Genomic DNA, 16,784 nt, shown 5'->3' on the forward strand with positions numbered 1-16,784 from the left:
TTTTTTGTTTACATGCATAAAATACAAATTTTTAAATTTTTCAGTAGAAAAAATTCCTTTATGTGTGAAAATAATTTTAAATAAATTTATGTTTAAATTTGAATAAAGAAAACAAAGGAAAACTAGAAGCTCTGTTAGAAAAAGTTGCTAATGAAAGGGATTTAGAAATTTACGGTTTAAATATACAAACTAATCAAAATCCAATTGTTATTGAAATAATCATAAAAAAAAGGAATGGGGATGACATTTCCTTAGATGATTGTGCGCTATTTAATACCCCAGCATCTGACGAAATAGAAAAATCAAATCTTTTAAATTGTTCATATGTTTTAGAAATTAGTAGTCAAGGAGTCAGTGATGAATTAACCTCAGAAAGAGACTTCAAAACTTTTAAGGGTTTTCCAGTTAATGTTGAATTAAACCAAAAGAATTCAAAGATAAAATTCCTGAATGGTTTACTTTATGAAAAGTCTAATGATTATTTAGCCATTAACATTAAAGGAAGGATTAAAAAAATCCCTTTCAATGAAGTATTAAAAATTAGTCTTTGTACCTTAAAAGATTAATTATTTCAACCATTATTCAATTCTCCCATCATAGATGGCATTAGTTATTCTCCCAGGTTTAAACAATCTTATTGAAGATATTAGTGAGGAAAAAAAGTTACCTCCTAATATCGTGGAAGCGGCTTTACGCGAAGCCTTATTAAAAGGTTATGAAAAATATAGAAAAACTTTTTACATTGGAGTTAATGAAGATCCATTTGATGAAGAATACTTTAGTAATTTTGATGTTGGACTAGATCTAGATGAAGAAGGCTATAGGATCTTATCAAGTAAAATCATTGTGGAAGAAGTTGAAAGCGAAGATCATCAAATATCATTATTAGAAGTAAAACAAGTGGCAGATGATGCTCAAGTAGGTGACACGGTTGTTTTAGATGTTACCCCAGAGAAAGAAGATTTTGGGCGAATGGCTGCTTCAACAACAAAGCAAGTTTTAGCTCAAAAATTAAGAGATCATCAAAGAAAAATGATCCAAGAAGAATTTGCAGATTTGGAAGATCCTGTTTTAACTGCGAGAGTTATAAGATTTGAAAGACAATCGGTAATAATGGGAGTTAGTTCGGGTATTGGTAGACCTGAAGTAGAGGCCGAACTTCCAAAAAGAGATCAATTACCAAATGATAATTACAGAGCTAATGCAACTTTCAAAGTATTCTTGAAAGAGGTTAGCGAAATAGCCAGAAAAGGACCACAACTTTTTGTAAGCAGAGCAAATGCTGGATTAGTCGTTTATTTATTTGAAAATGAAGTACCTGAAATACAAGAAGGTACAGTAAAAATTATTGCTGTTTCAAGAGAAGCGAATCCTCCTTCAAGAGCTGTTGGACCACGAACAAAAGTAGCTGTTGATAGCGTTGAACAAGAAGTTGACCCCGTAGGTGCCTGTATTGGAGCTAGAGGAGCAAGAATCCAACAAGTAGTAAATGAACTACGAGGAGAAAAAATTGATGTTATTAAATGGTCATCTGACCCAATACAATATATTTTAAACTCTTTAAGTCCTGCTAAAGTCGATCTCGTAAGACTTGTTGACCCAGAAGGTCAACACGCGCACGTACTAGTTCCTCCTGATCAATTGAGTCTCGCAATTGGCAGAGAAGGACAAAATGTCAGACTTGCAGCAAGATTAACAGGTTGGAAGATTGATGTCAAAAACTCACATGAATACGATCAGGAAGCAGAAGATGCTGCTGTCTCTGAATTAATAATTCAAAGGGAAGATGAAGAGAATCTCCAGCGAGAAGCTGAGCTTAGATTAGAGGCAGAACAAGCTGAACGTGCTGCGGAAGATGCAAGATTAAGAGAACTTTATCCTCTTCCTGAAGATGATGAGGAATATGGACAAGACACATATGAAGAAAAAAACTTCTCAGATAGTGATCAATTAGAGAATATTCAAGATGGTGAAACATCTGCTAATGAGGGGCGAAAACGGTGATTCAACATACCCCTGTTATGCGTATTTGCATTTCATGTAGAAAAACATATGACAGGAAACATCTTTTAAAGATTACTAAAGATCATAAGCAAGGTATTTTGTTTCAACAAGGTATGGGGCGATCAGCTTACATTTGCAATTCAAAAAAATGTTACTCAGATTCCAAGATCAAAAAAAAGCTTCAAAAAGCTTTAAAAACATCTCTAGAACCTGAATTTATTGATATTTTTAAGAAAGAAATTACAAGCTTCAATGAGTATTCCAATAAAGGAATATAATTAAATTAAATCCTCTTTAAATTTCCAAAAAGAGTACAAATCAGATTAAATGACTATCAGCGATAAAATCAGAATTTACGAACTTTCCAGAGACTTAAATTTGGACAATAAAGACATATTGGATGCCGCTCAAAAACTTTCAATTTCAGTAAAAAGCCATAGCAGTTCAATAAGTGCAAAGGACGCAGAAAAAATAAAAAATCTTATTAATAAAAAAAATTCAGATAAAAAAATACTTTCTATTAAAAAACCTTCAATTAAAAAAGATAATTACAAACAAAACAATGAAGATAAATCTTCTGATATCTCCTCTATGAATGGGAAACCCCCTAAAGATAATTCAAATAAAAAGCCACTATTGATTAAACCTCTTAATAAACCTGAAAGTCTAAAAATAATTTCAAATCAACCTAAGTCTCTCAATAAACCAACAATTACCAACAGTTCAAAGACTCAAGCAAATCTTACGAATCAAAAATTTAATAGTAAAACTTCACAAAATCTCAATCAAGATAAAAGAAATTTCTTAAATAAATCAACCTCACCTATAAAAAGTGCCGCAAAACCACCTATTCAGCTAATTGCTAAGCCTAAAAATATTAATAATAGTTTTAACTCTAACAAATCCCCCCAGAACGTCTCCAATTCTGGAGGGGGAAGACAAATATCAAATAAACCTGACCAAAATTCGAACAACCCTAAAACAAAAAATGTTAATAGCAGAATTTCCCCCCCTGAGCTAGTTGGAGCTCCAATAAAAAGAGATGAACCCAATAAGCAAAACATTCCTTTAAAACAATCTCTCCCTAACAGATCTGGCACGCCTAACAGACCAGGATTAAGAAATAAACCATTAGATCAAAGCAGACCTGGATCTTTCAATAGACAAGCCAATATGAATAGGTCTGGTGCTCCCAACAGGCCAGGCATGCCCAATAGGCCTGGATTTAGAAATAAACCATCAGATCAAAGCAGACCTGGATCTTTCAATAGACAAGCCAATATGAATAGGTCTGGTGCTCCCAACAGACCAGGCATGCCCAATAGGCCTGGGCCAAGATTTAATGGTCAGAAGTCACCTGGAATCAGGAAGCCAGTGTCACCTAATGAACTCTTACAAATCCAAAAAACTAACAAATCTGAGAATGACAAACAAGTTATAAAGAATAACGAAACAAAAAATAGTGAGGCAACGAAACAAAAGGCGAAAGCTCCAAATAGTCGTCCACATAATGCCCCTAACTCTAAAAAAACCCCCCATAGAACATTTGCAAATAATTCTAAAAAACCAGGGAAGACAGACTGGGACGATAGCGCAAAACTTGAAGCATTAAGAAGCAAAAATCCCCAAAAACAAAGGCAGAAAGTACATATTATCGGTGAGAATGATGATTCACTAACATCTGAAACTAGTGGATATTCAGGCGAAAAAATTTCAATCCTTTCAGCTAGTTTGGCCCGTCCAAAGAAAGAAAAGTCGGATGAATCCAAATCTCAAAAAACCATAAAACAATTTAAAAAGAAGAAAAAAGAGACTACAAGACAAAGGCAGAAAAGAAGAGCTATGGAGTTAAAGGCTGCCAAAGAAGCCAAACAAATAAGGCCTGAAATGATAATAGTACCCGAAGATAATTTAACCGTTCAAGAATTAGCTGATAAATTAAGTCTTGAAAGTTCTGAAATAATCAAATCACTTTTTTTCAAAGGAATAACTGCAACTGTTACTCAATCACTCGACTTAGCAACAATTGAAACAGTAGCTGAAGAGTTTGGGGTGCCTGTCTTGCAAGATGATATCCAAGAAGCTGCTGAGAAAACAGTAGATATGATTGAATCTGAAGATCTTGATGATCTAATAAGAAGACCACCTGTTATTACAGTGATGGGCCATGTAGATCATGGCAAAACAAGTCTGTTAGATTCCATCAGAGAATCAAGAGTAGCTTCAGGAGAAGCAGGGGGCATCACTCAACACATAGGAGCTTATCAAGTTGAATTTGAACATGAATCTCAAAAGAAAAAATTAACTTTTCTTGATACCCCTGGTCATGAAGCCTTTACTGCAATGCGAGCAAGGGGTACAAAGGTTACAGATGTAGCTGTTCTTGTAGTTGCTGCAGATGATGGTTGCAGACCTCAAACACTTGAGGCTATCAGTCATGCAAGAGCAGCAAAGGTACCAATTGTTGTTGCAATAAATAAAATTGACAAAGAAGGGGCATCACCAGACAGAGTAAAGCAAGAACTATCAGAAAAAGATTTAGTTGCTGAAGATTGGGGAGGAGATACAGTTATGGTTCCAGTAAGTGCTATCAAAAAACAAAACATTGATAAATTACTCGAAATGATTTTATTAGTTTCCGATGTAGAAGATCTACAGGCTAACCCTGATAGATTCGCAAAAGGTACTGTTATTGAAGCCCACCTAGACAAAGCCAAAGGGCCTGTAGCTACTTTATTAGTACAAAATGGGACCTTAAAATCTGGAGATGTTTTAGCTGCGGGTTCAGTCCTCGGAAAAATTAGAGCAATGGTTGATGAACATGGTAACAGAATCAAAGAAGCAGGACCATCATTTCCAGTTGAAGCCCTAGGATTCAGTGAAGTACCAACAGCAGGAGATGAATTCGAAGTCTATCCTGATGAGAAAACTGCTCGAGCCATTGTCGGCGAAAGAGCAACAGATGCTAGAGCTACAAAATTAGCTCAGCAAATGGCATCTAGAAGAGTCAGCTTATCATCCTTATCTACTCAAGCAAATGATGGTGAACTAAAGGAGTTAAACTTGATTCTCAAAGCTGATGTTCAGGGTAGTGTTGAAGCTATATTAGGTTCACTAGAACAATTACCAAAAAATGAGGTTCAAGTCAGAGTTCTACTCTCTGCTCCTGGAGAAATAACTGAGACAGATATAGATCTTGCTGCTGCATCTGGGTCAGTAATCATTGGGTTTAACACCTCATTAGCATCTGGCGCAAAGAGAGCTGCTGATGCTAATGACGTTGATATAAGAGAATATGAAGTAATCTATAAACTTTTAGAAGATATTCAGTTGGCAATGGAAGGACTACTTGAACCTGATCTTGTTGAAGAATCTTTAGGAAAAGCCGAAGTTCGAGCTATTTTCGCAGTTGGCAAAGGAGCTATAGCAGGCTGTTATATACAAAGTGGTAAATTACAACGGAATTGTTCTCTTAGAGTTATTCGATCAGAAAAAGTAATATTTGAAGGTAATTTAGACTCACTAAAAAGGTCTAAAGATGATGTTAAAGAAGTAAATACAGGATTTGAATGTGGAGTTGGATGCGATAAATTCTCTTCTTGGATTAATGGAGACATAATCGAAGCATTTAAATTTGTCACCAAGAAAAGGACATTAAGTCAATAATTAAATTTTAACTTATCAATCTTTATTCCTATCAAAGAACAATAAAGTTGGAAAAAGTATACAAGCGCCAAATTGTATAAAAAGATTATTTTGTTGTAATTCACCACCACTTGCAATTTTGGAAAGCATTATTAGAAGACCTAAAAATGCTGAACCACTAAAAGCTATCCACAATATTCTCCTCAACCCTTTGAAGGGAGACTGGGACTCTTTCAATAATTTCTTTTTTAATTCAGGATCTATTTTTGACATTAATAAACTAAATTATAAGATTAATTTTATACGAAAATATTAATATTTTAGTACTGCCGATATAGCTCAGCGGTAGAGCAACTGTTTCGTAAACAGTAGGTCATTGGTTCAATTCCAATTATCGGCATTTCAAAAGCAAATTAACATCAAAAATATACCCAAATAAATTAGTAATCATATTTATAGATTTTCTTAGGATTTTTAATTTCTCCGAATTAGTAATAAAGTAGTTAGATTCTTAAAGAGAATAAATTCATTAAATTTCATGATATGAATTTTAATTTGAAGTTTAAAAAATTAAATAAAAAAAATTACCATAGAAAACATTATGGAAAAATCCTTACTGTAAGATTGCCATGTAACCCAATATTTCCAATAGGGCCTATTTACTTAGCCGATCATATCCATAAATGTTTTCCAGATATAGAGCAGCAATTCATTGATCTAGCAATAATTCCATCTAATAAAGTTTCCAAATATTTAACTAGAAAAATTGATCAATTTAGACCTCATCTAATCATTTTTTCGTGGAGAGATATACAAATTTATGCACCCGTAGATGGGAGAAGTGGAAATCCATTACAAAACTCTTTTGAAGTTTTCTACTCAAAAAATATCCTTAAAAAAATTAGAGGTTCTTGGGGCGGATTAAAATTAATTGCATCTCATTATGGAGAAATATATAGAAATACATCTTTAGTCAAAATGGGACTAAAAAGAGCACAAAAATACAACAAAAATGTAAGCGTAATATTAGGAGGTGGGGCTGTTAGTGTCTTCTATGAACAATTAGGAAATCTACTTCCTAAAGGGACTGTAATTTCTGTTGGGGAGGGAGAAAATCTCTTAGAGAAAATCATTAGGGGAGATTCTATAGAGGAAGAAAGATGTTATTTTGCTGGACAAAAACCTAGGAACAAATTAATACATGAACAACCTTCAGGCACAGTTAAAACTGCCTGCAACTATCAATATATAAAATCAATATGGTCCGAATTCAATTGGTATATAGAAGGAGGAGATTACTATGTAGGGGTACAAACGAAAAGAGGTTGTCCACATAACTGTTGTTTCTGTGTTTATACAGTTGTGGAGGGAAAGCAGGTTCGCGTTAATCCTGTTAACGAAGTAATCAAAGAAATGAAGCAACTATATGATCTTGGAGTAAGGGGATTTTGGTTCACAGATGCACAGTTTATTCCAGCAAAAAAACATATTGAAGATGCAAAAACACTTTTGCAAGCCATCAAGGATCAAGGCTGGGACGATATTAACTGGGCTGCATACATTAGAGCAGATAATATTGATGCTGAGCTTGCTCAGCTAATGGTTGATACAGGTATGAGCTATTTTGAAATAGGTATCACTTCGGGATCCCAAGAACTTGTGAGAAAAATGAGATTAGCATATGACCTAGAAACTGTTCTAAATAATTGCAGAATGCTAGTCCAATCAGGTTTCAAGAACCATGTATCAGTCAATTATTCATTTAATGTTTTTGACGAAACGCCAAGCACCATCAGACAAACAATTGCATACCATAGGGAATTAGAAAATATTTTTGGTAAAGGCTTAGTTGATCCAGCTATATTCTTTATAGGCTTGCAACCTCATACTCTTCTTGAGAAGTACGCCTTTGATCATAAAATCTTGAAGCCGAATTATAATCCAATGAGCATGATGCCTTGGACCGCGAGAAAACTTCTTTGGAATCCAGGTCTATTAGGTGAAAAACTTGGTCAGGTTTGCTTAGAAGCATTCGATAATCCAGAAGACGAATTTGGTAAAACAGTTATCAACATTCTTGAAAGAGAATATGGAAAGTCTTCCTTAAAAGAATCATTAAAAGTCCCTCCCTTATCAGAAAGGAAATTAGCCAAATCTAAATTTTAAATGAAACCGCTATTAATCCTCTTTCTCAATTGAACTAGAAATTCCTTTAGATTTTAATGATTCTGAGTAAAATTCTGCTGGTTCTAAATCACAAACAATTACCAATCCAACACCAGTATTGTGTGCCTCTAACATTATTGAAATAGCGTCTTGTTCGCTTAATTGCGGCACAACTTCTCGTAGTGAAATTGTGACATACTCCATAGAATTTACTGGATCATTATGAAGTAAAACCTTATATTTTGGAGATTTATTTTTTAATTCAGCAGGTTGCTTTTCAATCACTGCTGAATTATTACTTGCACTTTGTTCTAACTTTATAGATAGCATTTTAATTTTAGAATCTTAACAAAATAATATTAATAATTATATATTAATTATTCTTTCCATTGCATCAATGACGTTTGATCGTGAGTTAAATGCTGACAAACGAAAATAACCCTCTCCTGATAATCCAAATCCGCTCCCAGGTGTTCCCACTACACTAACTTTTTGGAGCAGGAAATCAAAAAAGTCCCAAGATGTCATTTGATCAGGGACTTTAATCCAGATATAAGGAGCATTGTCCCCACCATAAACTTTATATCCTGCATTCTGAAGTTTATTTTTCATGATTTTTGCATTTTCCATATAAAAATCAATTAAACCTCTCACCTGTTTCTTCCCTTCAAGAGAATAAACAGCCTCTGCTCCTCTCTGAACTACATAACTTACTCCATTGAACTTTGTAGATTGTCGCCTATTCCAAAGAGGCCATAAGTCTATTTCCTCATTGGTTGAACTCAAACCTTTAAGATTTTTAGGTATTACTGTAAAAGCACATCTAACTCCAGTGAATCCTGCATTCTTTGAAAAAGATCTAAATTCGATAGCACAATCCTTTGCTCCCTCAATCTCATATATTGAATGTGGAATGTCATTCTCTTGAATAAATGCTTCATAAGCTGCATCAAAAAGTATTAGAGATTTGTTTTGAAGAGCATATTCAACCCACTTTTTCAATTCTTCTTTATTAATCGTTGCTCCAGTTGGATTATTAGGAAAACAAAGATACAAAATATCAACTTTTTTTTCAGGTAGTTCTGGCAGAAAGTTATTCCCCTCGTTTATTGCAAGATATGTCAATCCTTTATAAGTACCATTTTCGAGAGCAACTCCAGTTCTGCCTGTCATAACGTTACTATCCACATAAACAGGGTAAACAGGATCAGTTACAGCAATTGAATTATCCTTGCCAAGAATATCTAAAATATTGCTACTGTCGCACTTAGAACCATCTGAAACAAAGATTTCTTCAGGTGAAATTTGACAGCCTCTCGAAATAAAATCATGCTCAGATATTTTTTCTCTGAGCCAAGAATAACCTTGTTCTGGTCCATAACCTCTAAAACCATCTAGTGTTCCCATATCATCTAAGGCTTTACCCATCGCATCAATGCACGCTTTAGGTAATGGTTCTGTAACATCTCCTATGCCAAGCTTAATAATTTCAGCACTCTTATTTGATTGAGAATATATTTTTACCCTTTTTGCAATTTCAGGAAATAAATAGCCTGCTTTGAGTTTTAAATAATTTTCGTTTACTTGAACCACTTTAGATAAAAAATTTCACCAATATAAGAATAATGTATCAACGTGCTTTAGTGGTGATTAGATGTTAATATTATTTTAGTTATGGTTAATTTAAGAGATAATCATAGCTATGAATTAAATTTCAATTAGTTTGAAAATCGTCTAAAGCTCTATAAATAGCATAATTCAATCACTATTAACTTTATTAATTTTAAAAAGTAAATCATAATCGCTATAAAAATTGCTTTACTAAAAGATAAAAATCTAATTCTTTAATGTAGATGATTTTCAAAATCCAAATCATTCAGAATCAATTATATGTCTCAGCAAATTATCATCGCTGAGCAGGCTCGAATTGCAGCACTACTCACAGATGATCGAGTTGATGAATTAATCGTCGCACAAGGTCAATATCAAATTGGCGATATTTTTTTAGGAACAGTGGAAAATGTTCTCCCTGGTATTGATGCCGCTTTCATAAATATTGGTGAAAGTGAGAAAAATGGATTCATCCATGTTTCAGATTTAGGTCCATTAAGACTCAAAAAAGGGACATTTGGAATAACTGAATTACTAGAACCAAAACAAAAAGTTCTTGTACAGGTAATAAAAGAACCCACTGGATCTAAAGGACCAAGACTAACTGGCAATATTTCAATCCCAGGAAAATACTTGATACTTCAGCCAAATGCCCAAGGAGTAAATATTTCAAGAAAAATAAATACAGAAACAGAACGAAACCGTTTGAAAGCTCTTGGGGTTTTAATAAAACCCCCTAGTACAGGCTTATTATTTAGAACAGAGGCTGAAAAGATAAAAGAAGAACTTCTAATTGAAGATTTAGAACATTTAATTCAACAATGGGAAAATGTTCTAAAAGTTTCTGAGGCTTCTAATCCTCCAAATTTAGTAAAAAGAGATGACGATTTCTCTATTAAGATCTTAAGAGATCATATTAAAGAATCAACTAAAAGCATAATTATCGATAGTAAATTTTCAGTTGCAAGGGCAAAAGATTTTTTAATTAATTATGAATCTGATATAGATATTAAATTTCACGATAACAGTTTAAACCAACATATTTTTGATAAATACGAAATTAAGAAAACAATTCAAAAAGCCCTCCTCCCAAGAGTAGATTTACCTTCGGGGGGTTATATAATTATTGAACCTACAGAAGCTTTAACAGTTGTAGATGTAAACTCTGGATCATTCACAAGATCCGCCAACTCAAGACAAACCGTTTTATGGACTAACTGCGAAGCAGCAGTTGAAATCTCAAGACAACTGAAGTTAAGAAATATTGGTGGAGTTATAGTAGTAGATTTTATTGATATGGAATCTAGAAGAGATCAATTTCAGTTACTTGAACATTTTACTTCAGCAATAAAAGATGATTCTGCTAAGCCTCAAATAGCTCAGCTTACTGAATTAGGATTAGTGGAGTTAACCAGAAAAAGACAAGGTCAAAATATATATGAATTATTCGGGAAAAAATGTTCTACATGCGATGGAACAGGGCATGTAGAAAATATATTAAATCACGAAATTTCTAACTTAAAAATTAAGAATATTGAACATAAATCAAATAATCTTAAATCTCTAGATACAGATACTTCTCAATCAAATGATGAGGAGGAAAAAATAATTGACAGGGATTTACTTAACTCCAAAGACTTAAATAAAGAGAACTCTTCTTATAAAAATGAAAATGATAATTTAAACCAATCAAATTCAAAAGAAAAAAAAATAATAACAGTTGATCTTACTAATGAAGAAAAAATTGTTTTCAGTCAATTAGGTATAAATCCACTTATAAAGTTAGGTAAAGAATATCTCACTAGCAATAATTTTGTACGTTTAAATGACAATAATAAGGAATCGGGAAAAACCTTAGATAATAAAAAAACAAAAACAAAACAAATTAAAAAAATCTCAAAATCGGGAGAAGAAAAGATTCAAATTAAAAATGAAGCAAATGCAAATTCTAAAGACAAATCAACACATAAAACTAATGAGAGTAATGAAGTTGTATTTACAGATAAAAAAGATGAAATTGAACTTACAGATGAGCTAAACAATGCAAGAAAAAAAAGAAGAAGATCTTCAGCAAGCATTGAATAAGGTATCCGAAGTTGGAATGGATGAAGTTGGAAGGGGAGCAATTTTTGGTCCAGTTTTTTCAGCAGTTGTAGTATTAACTGAAAAAAATAAGTTTCTTTTAAAACAATTTGGAGTAACAGATAGTAAAAAATTAACTCCAAAAAAAAGAAAATTACTTTTACCAAAAATTTTATTACTCTCTTCAGATTATGGAATTGGGCAATCTTCGGCTAGAGAAATAGATAAGTTAGGTATCAGAGTTGCGACAGAACTTTCAATGATAAGGGCTTTAAGAAAATTAAAAGAAGAGCCATCTGAATTAATAATTGATGGCCCTTTATTATTAAGGCCATGGGAAGGAACTCAGAAAAACATAGTATCTGGAGACTCAAAGTTTATCTCGATAGCTTCTGCAAGCATAGTTGCCAAAGTTTCGCGAGACAATCTAATGGTAAAGTTAGAGAAAAAATACTCAGGATACTTGATATTTAAAAATAAAGGATATGGCACCAGAGAGCATCTTTCATTGATCAAAAAAAATGGAATAACTAAACTACATAGGAAAAGTTTTTTAAAAAAATCAAATCTTATTTAATTCACACCAATCTAAAAAATCTTTTACGAGTTGCTGTTGAACCCTCGACTTTATACCCAAAAGAATCCCATTTAATACAGAATGACCAGTAGATTCCAAAATTTTCTTTGGCACCAGCTTCAACAGAGGGGGTTGGCTAACAGATACCCCGAGAAGCGCCTCACCTTCCAACCCAATATCAGTTGCTTCCAAATTAGCTTTCAAAATAAGGTTAAAATCATCTACCATCCCTAAGCCATCCAATTTACTTTCAAGAGCACTCATTTTTAAAATTCCATTTTTATTTTCTACCGCAATTGAGACAACAGGGTTAATATCTAATTGAAAAACCTTAAAACTTGTTACTGTATACTTATATCTACCTACTCCTTCTGGTACTAATTTTTTGGAGTCAAGCATTGCTCCAACAACTCTTTCTTCTTCCAAAAGATATTTAGAAAGAAAATCTTTATTACTTGTTATAGAGAGCTTTAGTTTCTGTTTAGCATCAAAAGACAATAGCATTTTCTATATTCCTCCAATGCTTATTTGATCTCTTTTTTTTTTACGATTAATCATGCGCAAACAAGTTGCATATTTAGGTCCAAAAGGAACATACGCCGAAAAAGCAGCTACTATATTAACAAAGCTCGCCAATTTTCAGACACCTATATTTGTACCATGTAATGGGTTACATTCGGTCATTAAATCATTAGCGTACAACAATTGTGATGCTGCTGTAGTCCCCATAGAAAATTCTGTAGAGGGGGGGGTTACCGCTACTCTAGATGCACTTTGGAAATTTCCTGAAATTTCTATAAATAGAGCAATTGTTTTACCTATAAAACATGCATTAATTAGTGATGGAGAACTTTCAAACATCTCAGAAGTATTATCTCATCCTCAAGCATTAGCTCAATGTTCAGAATGGTTATCTGAAAATCTTCCAAATGCAATATCTCTCCCGACAAATTCAACATCAGAAGCTGTCAATATGGTTAAGGGGAGTAAATTCAGAGCTGCTATCGGTTCAAAATCATTAATTCAAATCGGAGGACTTAAAGAATTAGCCTTTCCTATTAATGATGTTCCAGGTAATTGCACTAGATTTATATTATTGAGCAAGGAGTTAAATTCAAATTTAGCTAATATTGCCAGTTTTGCTTTCTCATTAATGTCAAATAAACCTGGTGCTTTGCTTCAAGCCTTAAATAATATTGCAGATTTTGGATTTAATATGAGTAAAATTGAATCTAGACCTTCAAAAAGAGAATTAGGCGAATATATAATTTATATTGATTTAGAAATAAATGATCAAAATAATATTAAAGACCTTTTTGAATTAAAAAATAAGCTCAAGCCACTCTGCAAGAATTTTGTAGATTTTGGAAATTATTTTTCTGAGAATATTGAACTAGATTAATTTATCCTCTACATTTAAAAACTCCAAATTCCATTAAACCTTTCCGAAATGCCCAATTCATGAGAAGTATTGTTGGAATCTCTCTAATAGACTTCACTATCGCAATCGGGCCAAGTGACAAAATTGTAAAGGGTCTTCGAATTCCTTCAATAATGGAGTCATACCATGAAGGATTTGTGTAGGAATTCCAATTGTCAGAAATAATCTTTCCTGAACTATTTTTGTTAGTCCTAAGAATATTACTGAATTCGTTTATACTAATAAAATTAGGATGTACCCATTGTTCAAGTAATTGTTTAAGAACTAACTTCTCAAAAAATGATGGGGGGCATAACTCGAGGTCTCTTGAGTTCCAATCAGCTAATGCCAAATAACCTCCAGGTCTTAGTGTTCTCAACATTTCATCTGCAAACCTAGTTTTATCATTCATATGTGCACCTGCCTCAACACTCCAGATAGCATCAAATAATCCATCTTCAAATTTCAAATTCAAAGCATCCATAACTTGGAAATCGCAGTTTAACCCATGAGGAGTAAGTTCCCTTGCTCTTTTTACTTGAGCGGGACTAATTGTAATGCCAGTGACATTAAACCCATAATATTCTGCAAGAATCCTAGAACTTCCGCCTATTCCACAGCCTACATCAAGTACTCTAGATCCCTTTGGTAATTTATCTAAGCCACTCCATTTGACTAATTCATGAACAAACTTAACTTTAGCCTTTCTAAAATCAATATTTTTTTTCCCTGAGGGATAAAAACCCAAATGTATATGTTCTCCCCACAGTCTCTCGAGTAATTTATCCTGGGTCCAAGCATCATATGCCGAAGCCACTGTACCTGAAGAAATATATTTTCTAGCGTTAATTCTCCAAAGTATAGATAAAACTAGAAAAAATGAAACTAGTAAAAAAAAAGGAAATAATAATTCAAACATCTAATTTTCTTTTGTATCAGGAAAAGTTTCTTTCAATGCAGTTCTTGCTGCAAGTTGTTTTCTTGTATGATCAAGCATTTCATATTCCCTTTGCAAACGGGTAAAAGTATTTCTTTCCTCAAGAAGTCTTTGCTGTTCCTCTGCAACAGGACCACCCAAATGAGCTCCTATCCAAAATGATAAATCCATTGGATTGTCAGGTAATTTATCAGGCAGATTTTTCTTAGTATTAGTCAATTTACTTGTTAAGTTAATAACATCACTAAGTGCTTCTTTTACTGAATCTTTTAGAGTCTCTAATCTTTGGAAATCATCAATATTGTCATCACTAATCCAACTAACCATCGCGGAATAAAATGGCGTCGAACGCATAATTTCTAAGACTTGAAACCTTTGTTGTCCAAGAGTGATAATATTACTTCTCCCATCCTCAGCAGTTTGATGTTTTATAATTTGTGCACAACATCCAACGTTAGCCATACTTTTATTAGTCGGATCCCACTTAATAACCCCAAACATAGAATCACTTTCAAGAACAGATTGGAGCATAATCCTATATCTTGATTCAAAAATATGTAAAGGCAATACTTCTTGAGGAAAAAGGACTACATCTGGCAAAGGAAATAAAGGCAATTCCCTTACTGAGAGTTCTCCCATTTAGACCTCATTTCATTGTTTTTATATTAATCAATTTAGGGCAGTTTCGGGATTTATTAAAGTTTAACTTCTATATCTACACCACTAGGGAGATCTAGTTTCATTAAAGCATCAATAGTTTTTGCAGAAGGACTATAGATATCTATTATTCTTCTATGTGTTCTTGTTTCAAAATGCTCTCTTGAGTCTTTATCAACATGTGGTGATCTTAGGACACAATAAATCTTTCTTTTTGTAGGTAAAGGTATTGGGCCTATTGCTGAGGCAGAAGTAGTATCAGCAGTTTGGATTATTTTGTCGCAAGATAAATCAAGCATCCTTCTATCAAATGCTTTCAGTCTTATTCTTATTTTTTGTTGTGCAATTGATGCAGTCATAATTTTAAATAACTTCTAATGAAGGGTCATTGATATTTAATGACCCTTAATTAATGTACCTAATACCTATATTAGATGATGGAGGTTAAATTCTTAAACTTCAAATATATTATTTGAGTATTTTAGAAACAACTCCAGCACCGATAGTACGTCCACCTTCACGGATTGCAAATCGCATACCTTGTTCAATAGCTACTGGACAAATTAATTCTCCAGTCATCTTAATTCTGTCTCCTGGCATTACCATTTCAACATTAGAGCCATCATCAGAGGTAAATGCGGTTATTTGACCTGTTACATCAGTTGTTCTGATGTAAAACTGAGGTCTATATCCTGCAAAGAAAGGAGTATGTCTTCCGCCCTCTTCTTTTTTGAGGACATAAACTTCCCCTTCAAACTGAGTGTGAGGAGTAATAGATCCTTTCTTAACAAGAACCATTCCTCTCTCAATATCTTCTTTCTGGACACCACGCAAAAGTAAACCAACATTATCTCCAGCCATACCTTCATCAAGAAGTTTTCGGAACATTTCAACTCCAGTAACAGTTGTTAATCTTGTGTCTCTTATTCCAACTATTTCTACTTCTTCTCCAACCTTAACTTTACCTCTCTCAATTCTTCCAGTAGCAACAGTTCCTCTACCAGTAATTGAGAAAACGTCTTCAACAGCCATCAGGAAGGGTTTATCCACTTCTCTTTCTGGTTCAGGAATACTAGCATCTACTGCTTTCATTAATTCTTCAATCTTTGATTCCCAAGTAGAATCACCTTCAAGAGCTTTTAAACCTGAAACCTGAACTATAGGAATATCGTCTCCGGGGAAGTCATAACTGTCTAACAGTTCTCTAATTTCCATTTCGACAAGTTCAATAATTTCTTCATCATCGACCATATCGCACTTATTTAGAGCGACCACAAGAGCTGGCACACCAACTTGTTTAGCTAAAAGAATATGCTCTTTAGTTTGTGCCATAGGGCCATCTGTGGCTGCACAAACTAGAATAGCTCCATCCATTTGGGCGGCTCCTGTAATCATGTTTTTTACATAATCAGCATGACCTGGGCAATCGACATGAGCGTAATGTCTGCCTTCAGTTTCATATTCGACGTGAGCTGTATTAATAGTAATGCCACGCTCTCTTTCTTCAGGAGCACCATCAATGTCTCCGTAGTCTTGAGCCTGAGCTTGACCTTTTTTGGCTAATACGTTTGTAATAGCAGCAGTAAGTGTTGTTTTTCCATGGTCAACATGGCCAATAGTACCTATGTTGACATGTGGTTTGTTCCTTTCGAACTTCTCGCGAGCCATTTTGAATTAAAGAATCG

16 protein-coding genes and 1 tRNA gene are annotated in these 16,784 nt (G+C 33.7%); 9 read left to right on the top strand and 8 right to left on the bottom strand.

The genetic code is table 11. From position 1 onward, the window contains the following. Positions 1–98 precede the first annotated feature (98 nt). Genes rimP through infB form a run of 4 tightly spaced genes read left to right on the top strand, consistent with a single transcriptional unit; the run spans position 99 to position 5,670 of the window. Entirely contained in the window at positions 99–566 is a 468-nt protein-coding gene (gene rimP / locus EW14_RS08470; protein WP_042851035.1) for a ribosome maturation factor RimP, read from the top strand. 34 nt (positions 567–600) lie between these two features. Then, the gene (gene nusA, locus EW14_RS08475; protein WP_042851036.1) at positions 601–2,004 is read left to right on the top strand and encodes a transcription termination factor NusA; all 1,404 of its coding nucleotides are present in this window, start codon (positions 601–603) and stop codon (positions 2,002–2,004) included. Further along, positions 2,001–2,282, top strand: coding sequence for a YlxR family protein (locus EW14_RS08480; protein ID WP_197049585.1), 282 nt, complete (start codon positions 2,001–2,003; stop codon positions 2,280–2,282). Before nusA ends, EW14_RS08480 begins: the two co-directional genes overlap by 4 nt. Before the next feature lie 49 nt (positions 2,283–2,331). Then, the gene (infB, locus tag EW14_RS08485; protein ID WP_042851037.1) at positions 2,332–5,670 is read left to right on the top strand and encodes a translation initiation factor IF-2; all 3,339 of its coding nucleotides are present in this window, start codon (positions 2,332–2,334) and stop codon (positions 5,668–5,670) included. A 15-nt stretch (positions 5,671–5,685) separates the two neighbouring features. Here infB and EW14_RS08490 read toward each other — a convergent pair whose 3' ends face one another. Then, positions 5,686–5,922 (bottom strand): DUF3493 domain-containing protein, encoded by a 237-nt coding sequence (locus EW14_RS08490; RefSeq protein WP_042851038.1) that lies wholly within the window; start codon positions 5,920–5,922, stop codon positions 5,686–5,688. A 55-nt stretch (positions 5,923–5,977) separates the two neighbouring features. Here EW14_RS08490 and EW14_RS08495 point away from each other — a divergent pair. Together EW14_RS08495 and EW14_RS08500 are read left to right on the top strand one after the other, a co-directional pair. Next, positions 5,978–6,049, top strand: a tRNA-Thr gene (locus tag EW14_RS08495). 143 nt (positions 6,050–6,192) lie between these two features. Then, positions 6,193–7,815, top strand: coding sequence for a photosystem II high light acclimation radical SAM protein (locus tag EW14_RS08500; protein WP_042851039.1), 1,623 nt, complete (start codon positions 6,193–6,195; stop codon positions 7,813–7,815). 12 nt (positions 7,816–7,827) lie between these two features. On the opposite strand, the gene clpS is transcribed toward EW14_RS08500, so the two are convergent. Beyond that, the gene (clpS, locus tag EW14_RS08505) at positions 7,828–8,145 is read right to left on the bottom strand and encodes an ATP-dependent Clp protease adapter ClpS (protein ID WP_042851040.1); all 318 of its coding nucleotides are present in this window, start codon (positions 8,143–8,145) and stop codon (positions 7,828–7,830) included. A 36-nt stretch (positions 8,146–8,181) separates the two neighbouring features. Further along, complete coding sequence (locus EW14_RS08510) at positions 8,182–9,408, bottom strand: LL-diaminopimelate aminotransferase (RefSeq protein ID WP_042851041.1); 1,227 nt, start codon at positions 9,406–9,408, stop codon at positions 8,182–8,184. Between the two features lie 297 nt (positions 9,409–9,705). Here EW14_RS08510 and EW14_RS08515 point away from each other — a divergent pair, with 297 nt between their 5' ends. Together EW14_RS08515 and EW14_RS08520 are read left to right on the top strand one after the other, a co-directional pair. Then, on the top strand, positions 9,706–11,511 hold the full coding sequence (locus EW14_RS08515) for an Rne/Rng family ribonuclease (RefSeq protein ID WP_042851042.1): 1,806 nt from the start codon (positions 9,706–9,708) through the stop codon (positions 11,509–11,511). Next, on the top strand, positions 11,468–12,085 hold the full coding sequence (locus EW14_RS08520; protein ID WP_042851043.1) for a ribonuclease HII: 618 nt from the start codon (positions 11,468–11,470) through the stop codon (positions 12,083–12,085). The genes EW14_RS08515 and EW14_RS08520 overlap by 44 nt, the downstream gene beginning before the upstream one ends. Here the strand turns inward: EW14_RS08520 and EW14_RS08525 are convergent. After that, positions 12,071–12,589, bottom strand: a complete 519-nt coding sequence (locus EW14_RS08525; protein WP_042851044.1) for a DUF1997 domain-containing protein — start codon at positions 12,587–12,589, stop codon at positions 12,071–12,073. The genes EW14_RS08520 and EW14_RS08525 overlap by 15 nt on opposite strands. Positions 12,590–12,641: 52 nt before the next feature. Here EW14_RS08525 and pheA point away from each other — a divergent pair, with 52 nt between their 5' ends. Continuing rightward, positions 12,642–13,487, top strand: coding sequence for a prephenate dehydratase (gene pheA, locus EW14_RS08530; protein WP_042851045.1), 846 nt, complete (start codon positions 12,642–12,644; stop codon positions 13,485–13,487). Position 13,488: 1 nt separating this feature from the next. On the opposite strand, the gene EW14_RS08535 is transcribed toward pheA, so the two are convergent. From EW14_RS08535 to tuf, 4 genes are all read right to left on the bottom strand, one after another. Continuing rightward, the gene (locus tag EW14_RS08535; RefSeq protein ID WP_042851046.1) at positions 13,489–14,424 is read right to left on the bottom strand and encodes a methyltransferase domain-containing protein; all 936 of its coding nucleotides are present in this window, start codon (positions 14,422–14,424) and stop codon (positions 13,489–13,491) included. Beyond that, positions 14,425–15,081: an LON peptidase substrate-binding domain-containing protein gene (locus EW14_RS08540; RefSeq protein WP_042851047.1), complete on the bottom strand. Its 657-nt coding sequence runs from the start codon at positions 15,079–15,081 to the stop codon at positions 14,425–14,427. Positions 15,082–15,137: 56 nt separating this feature from the next. Beyond that, positions 15,138–15,458, bottom strand: a complete 321-nt coding sequence (rpsJ, locus tag EW14_RS08545; protein ID WP_002807536.1) for a 30S ribosomal protein S10 — start codon at positions 15,456–15,458, stop codon at positions 15,138–15,140. 109 nt (positions 15,459–15,567) lie between these two features. Continuing rightward, positions 15,568–16,767 (bottom strand): elongation factor Tu, encoded by a 1,200-nt coding sequence (gene tuf / locus EW14_RS08550; protein ID WP_002806605.1) that lies wholly within the window; start codon positions 16,765–16,767, stop codon positions 15,568–15,570. Positions 16,768–16,784: the final 17 nt, after the last annotated feature.

The sequence above is a fragment of the Prochlorococcus sp. MIT 0604 genome (assembly GCF_000757845.1).
In the GTDB taxonomy this organism is placed as follows: Bacteria; Cyanobacteriota; Cyanobacteriia; order PCC-6307; family Cyanobiaceae; genus Prochlorococcus_A.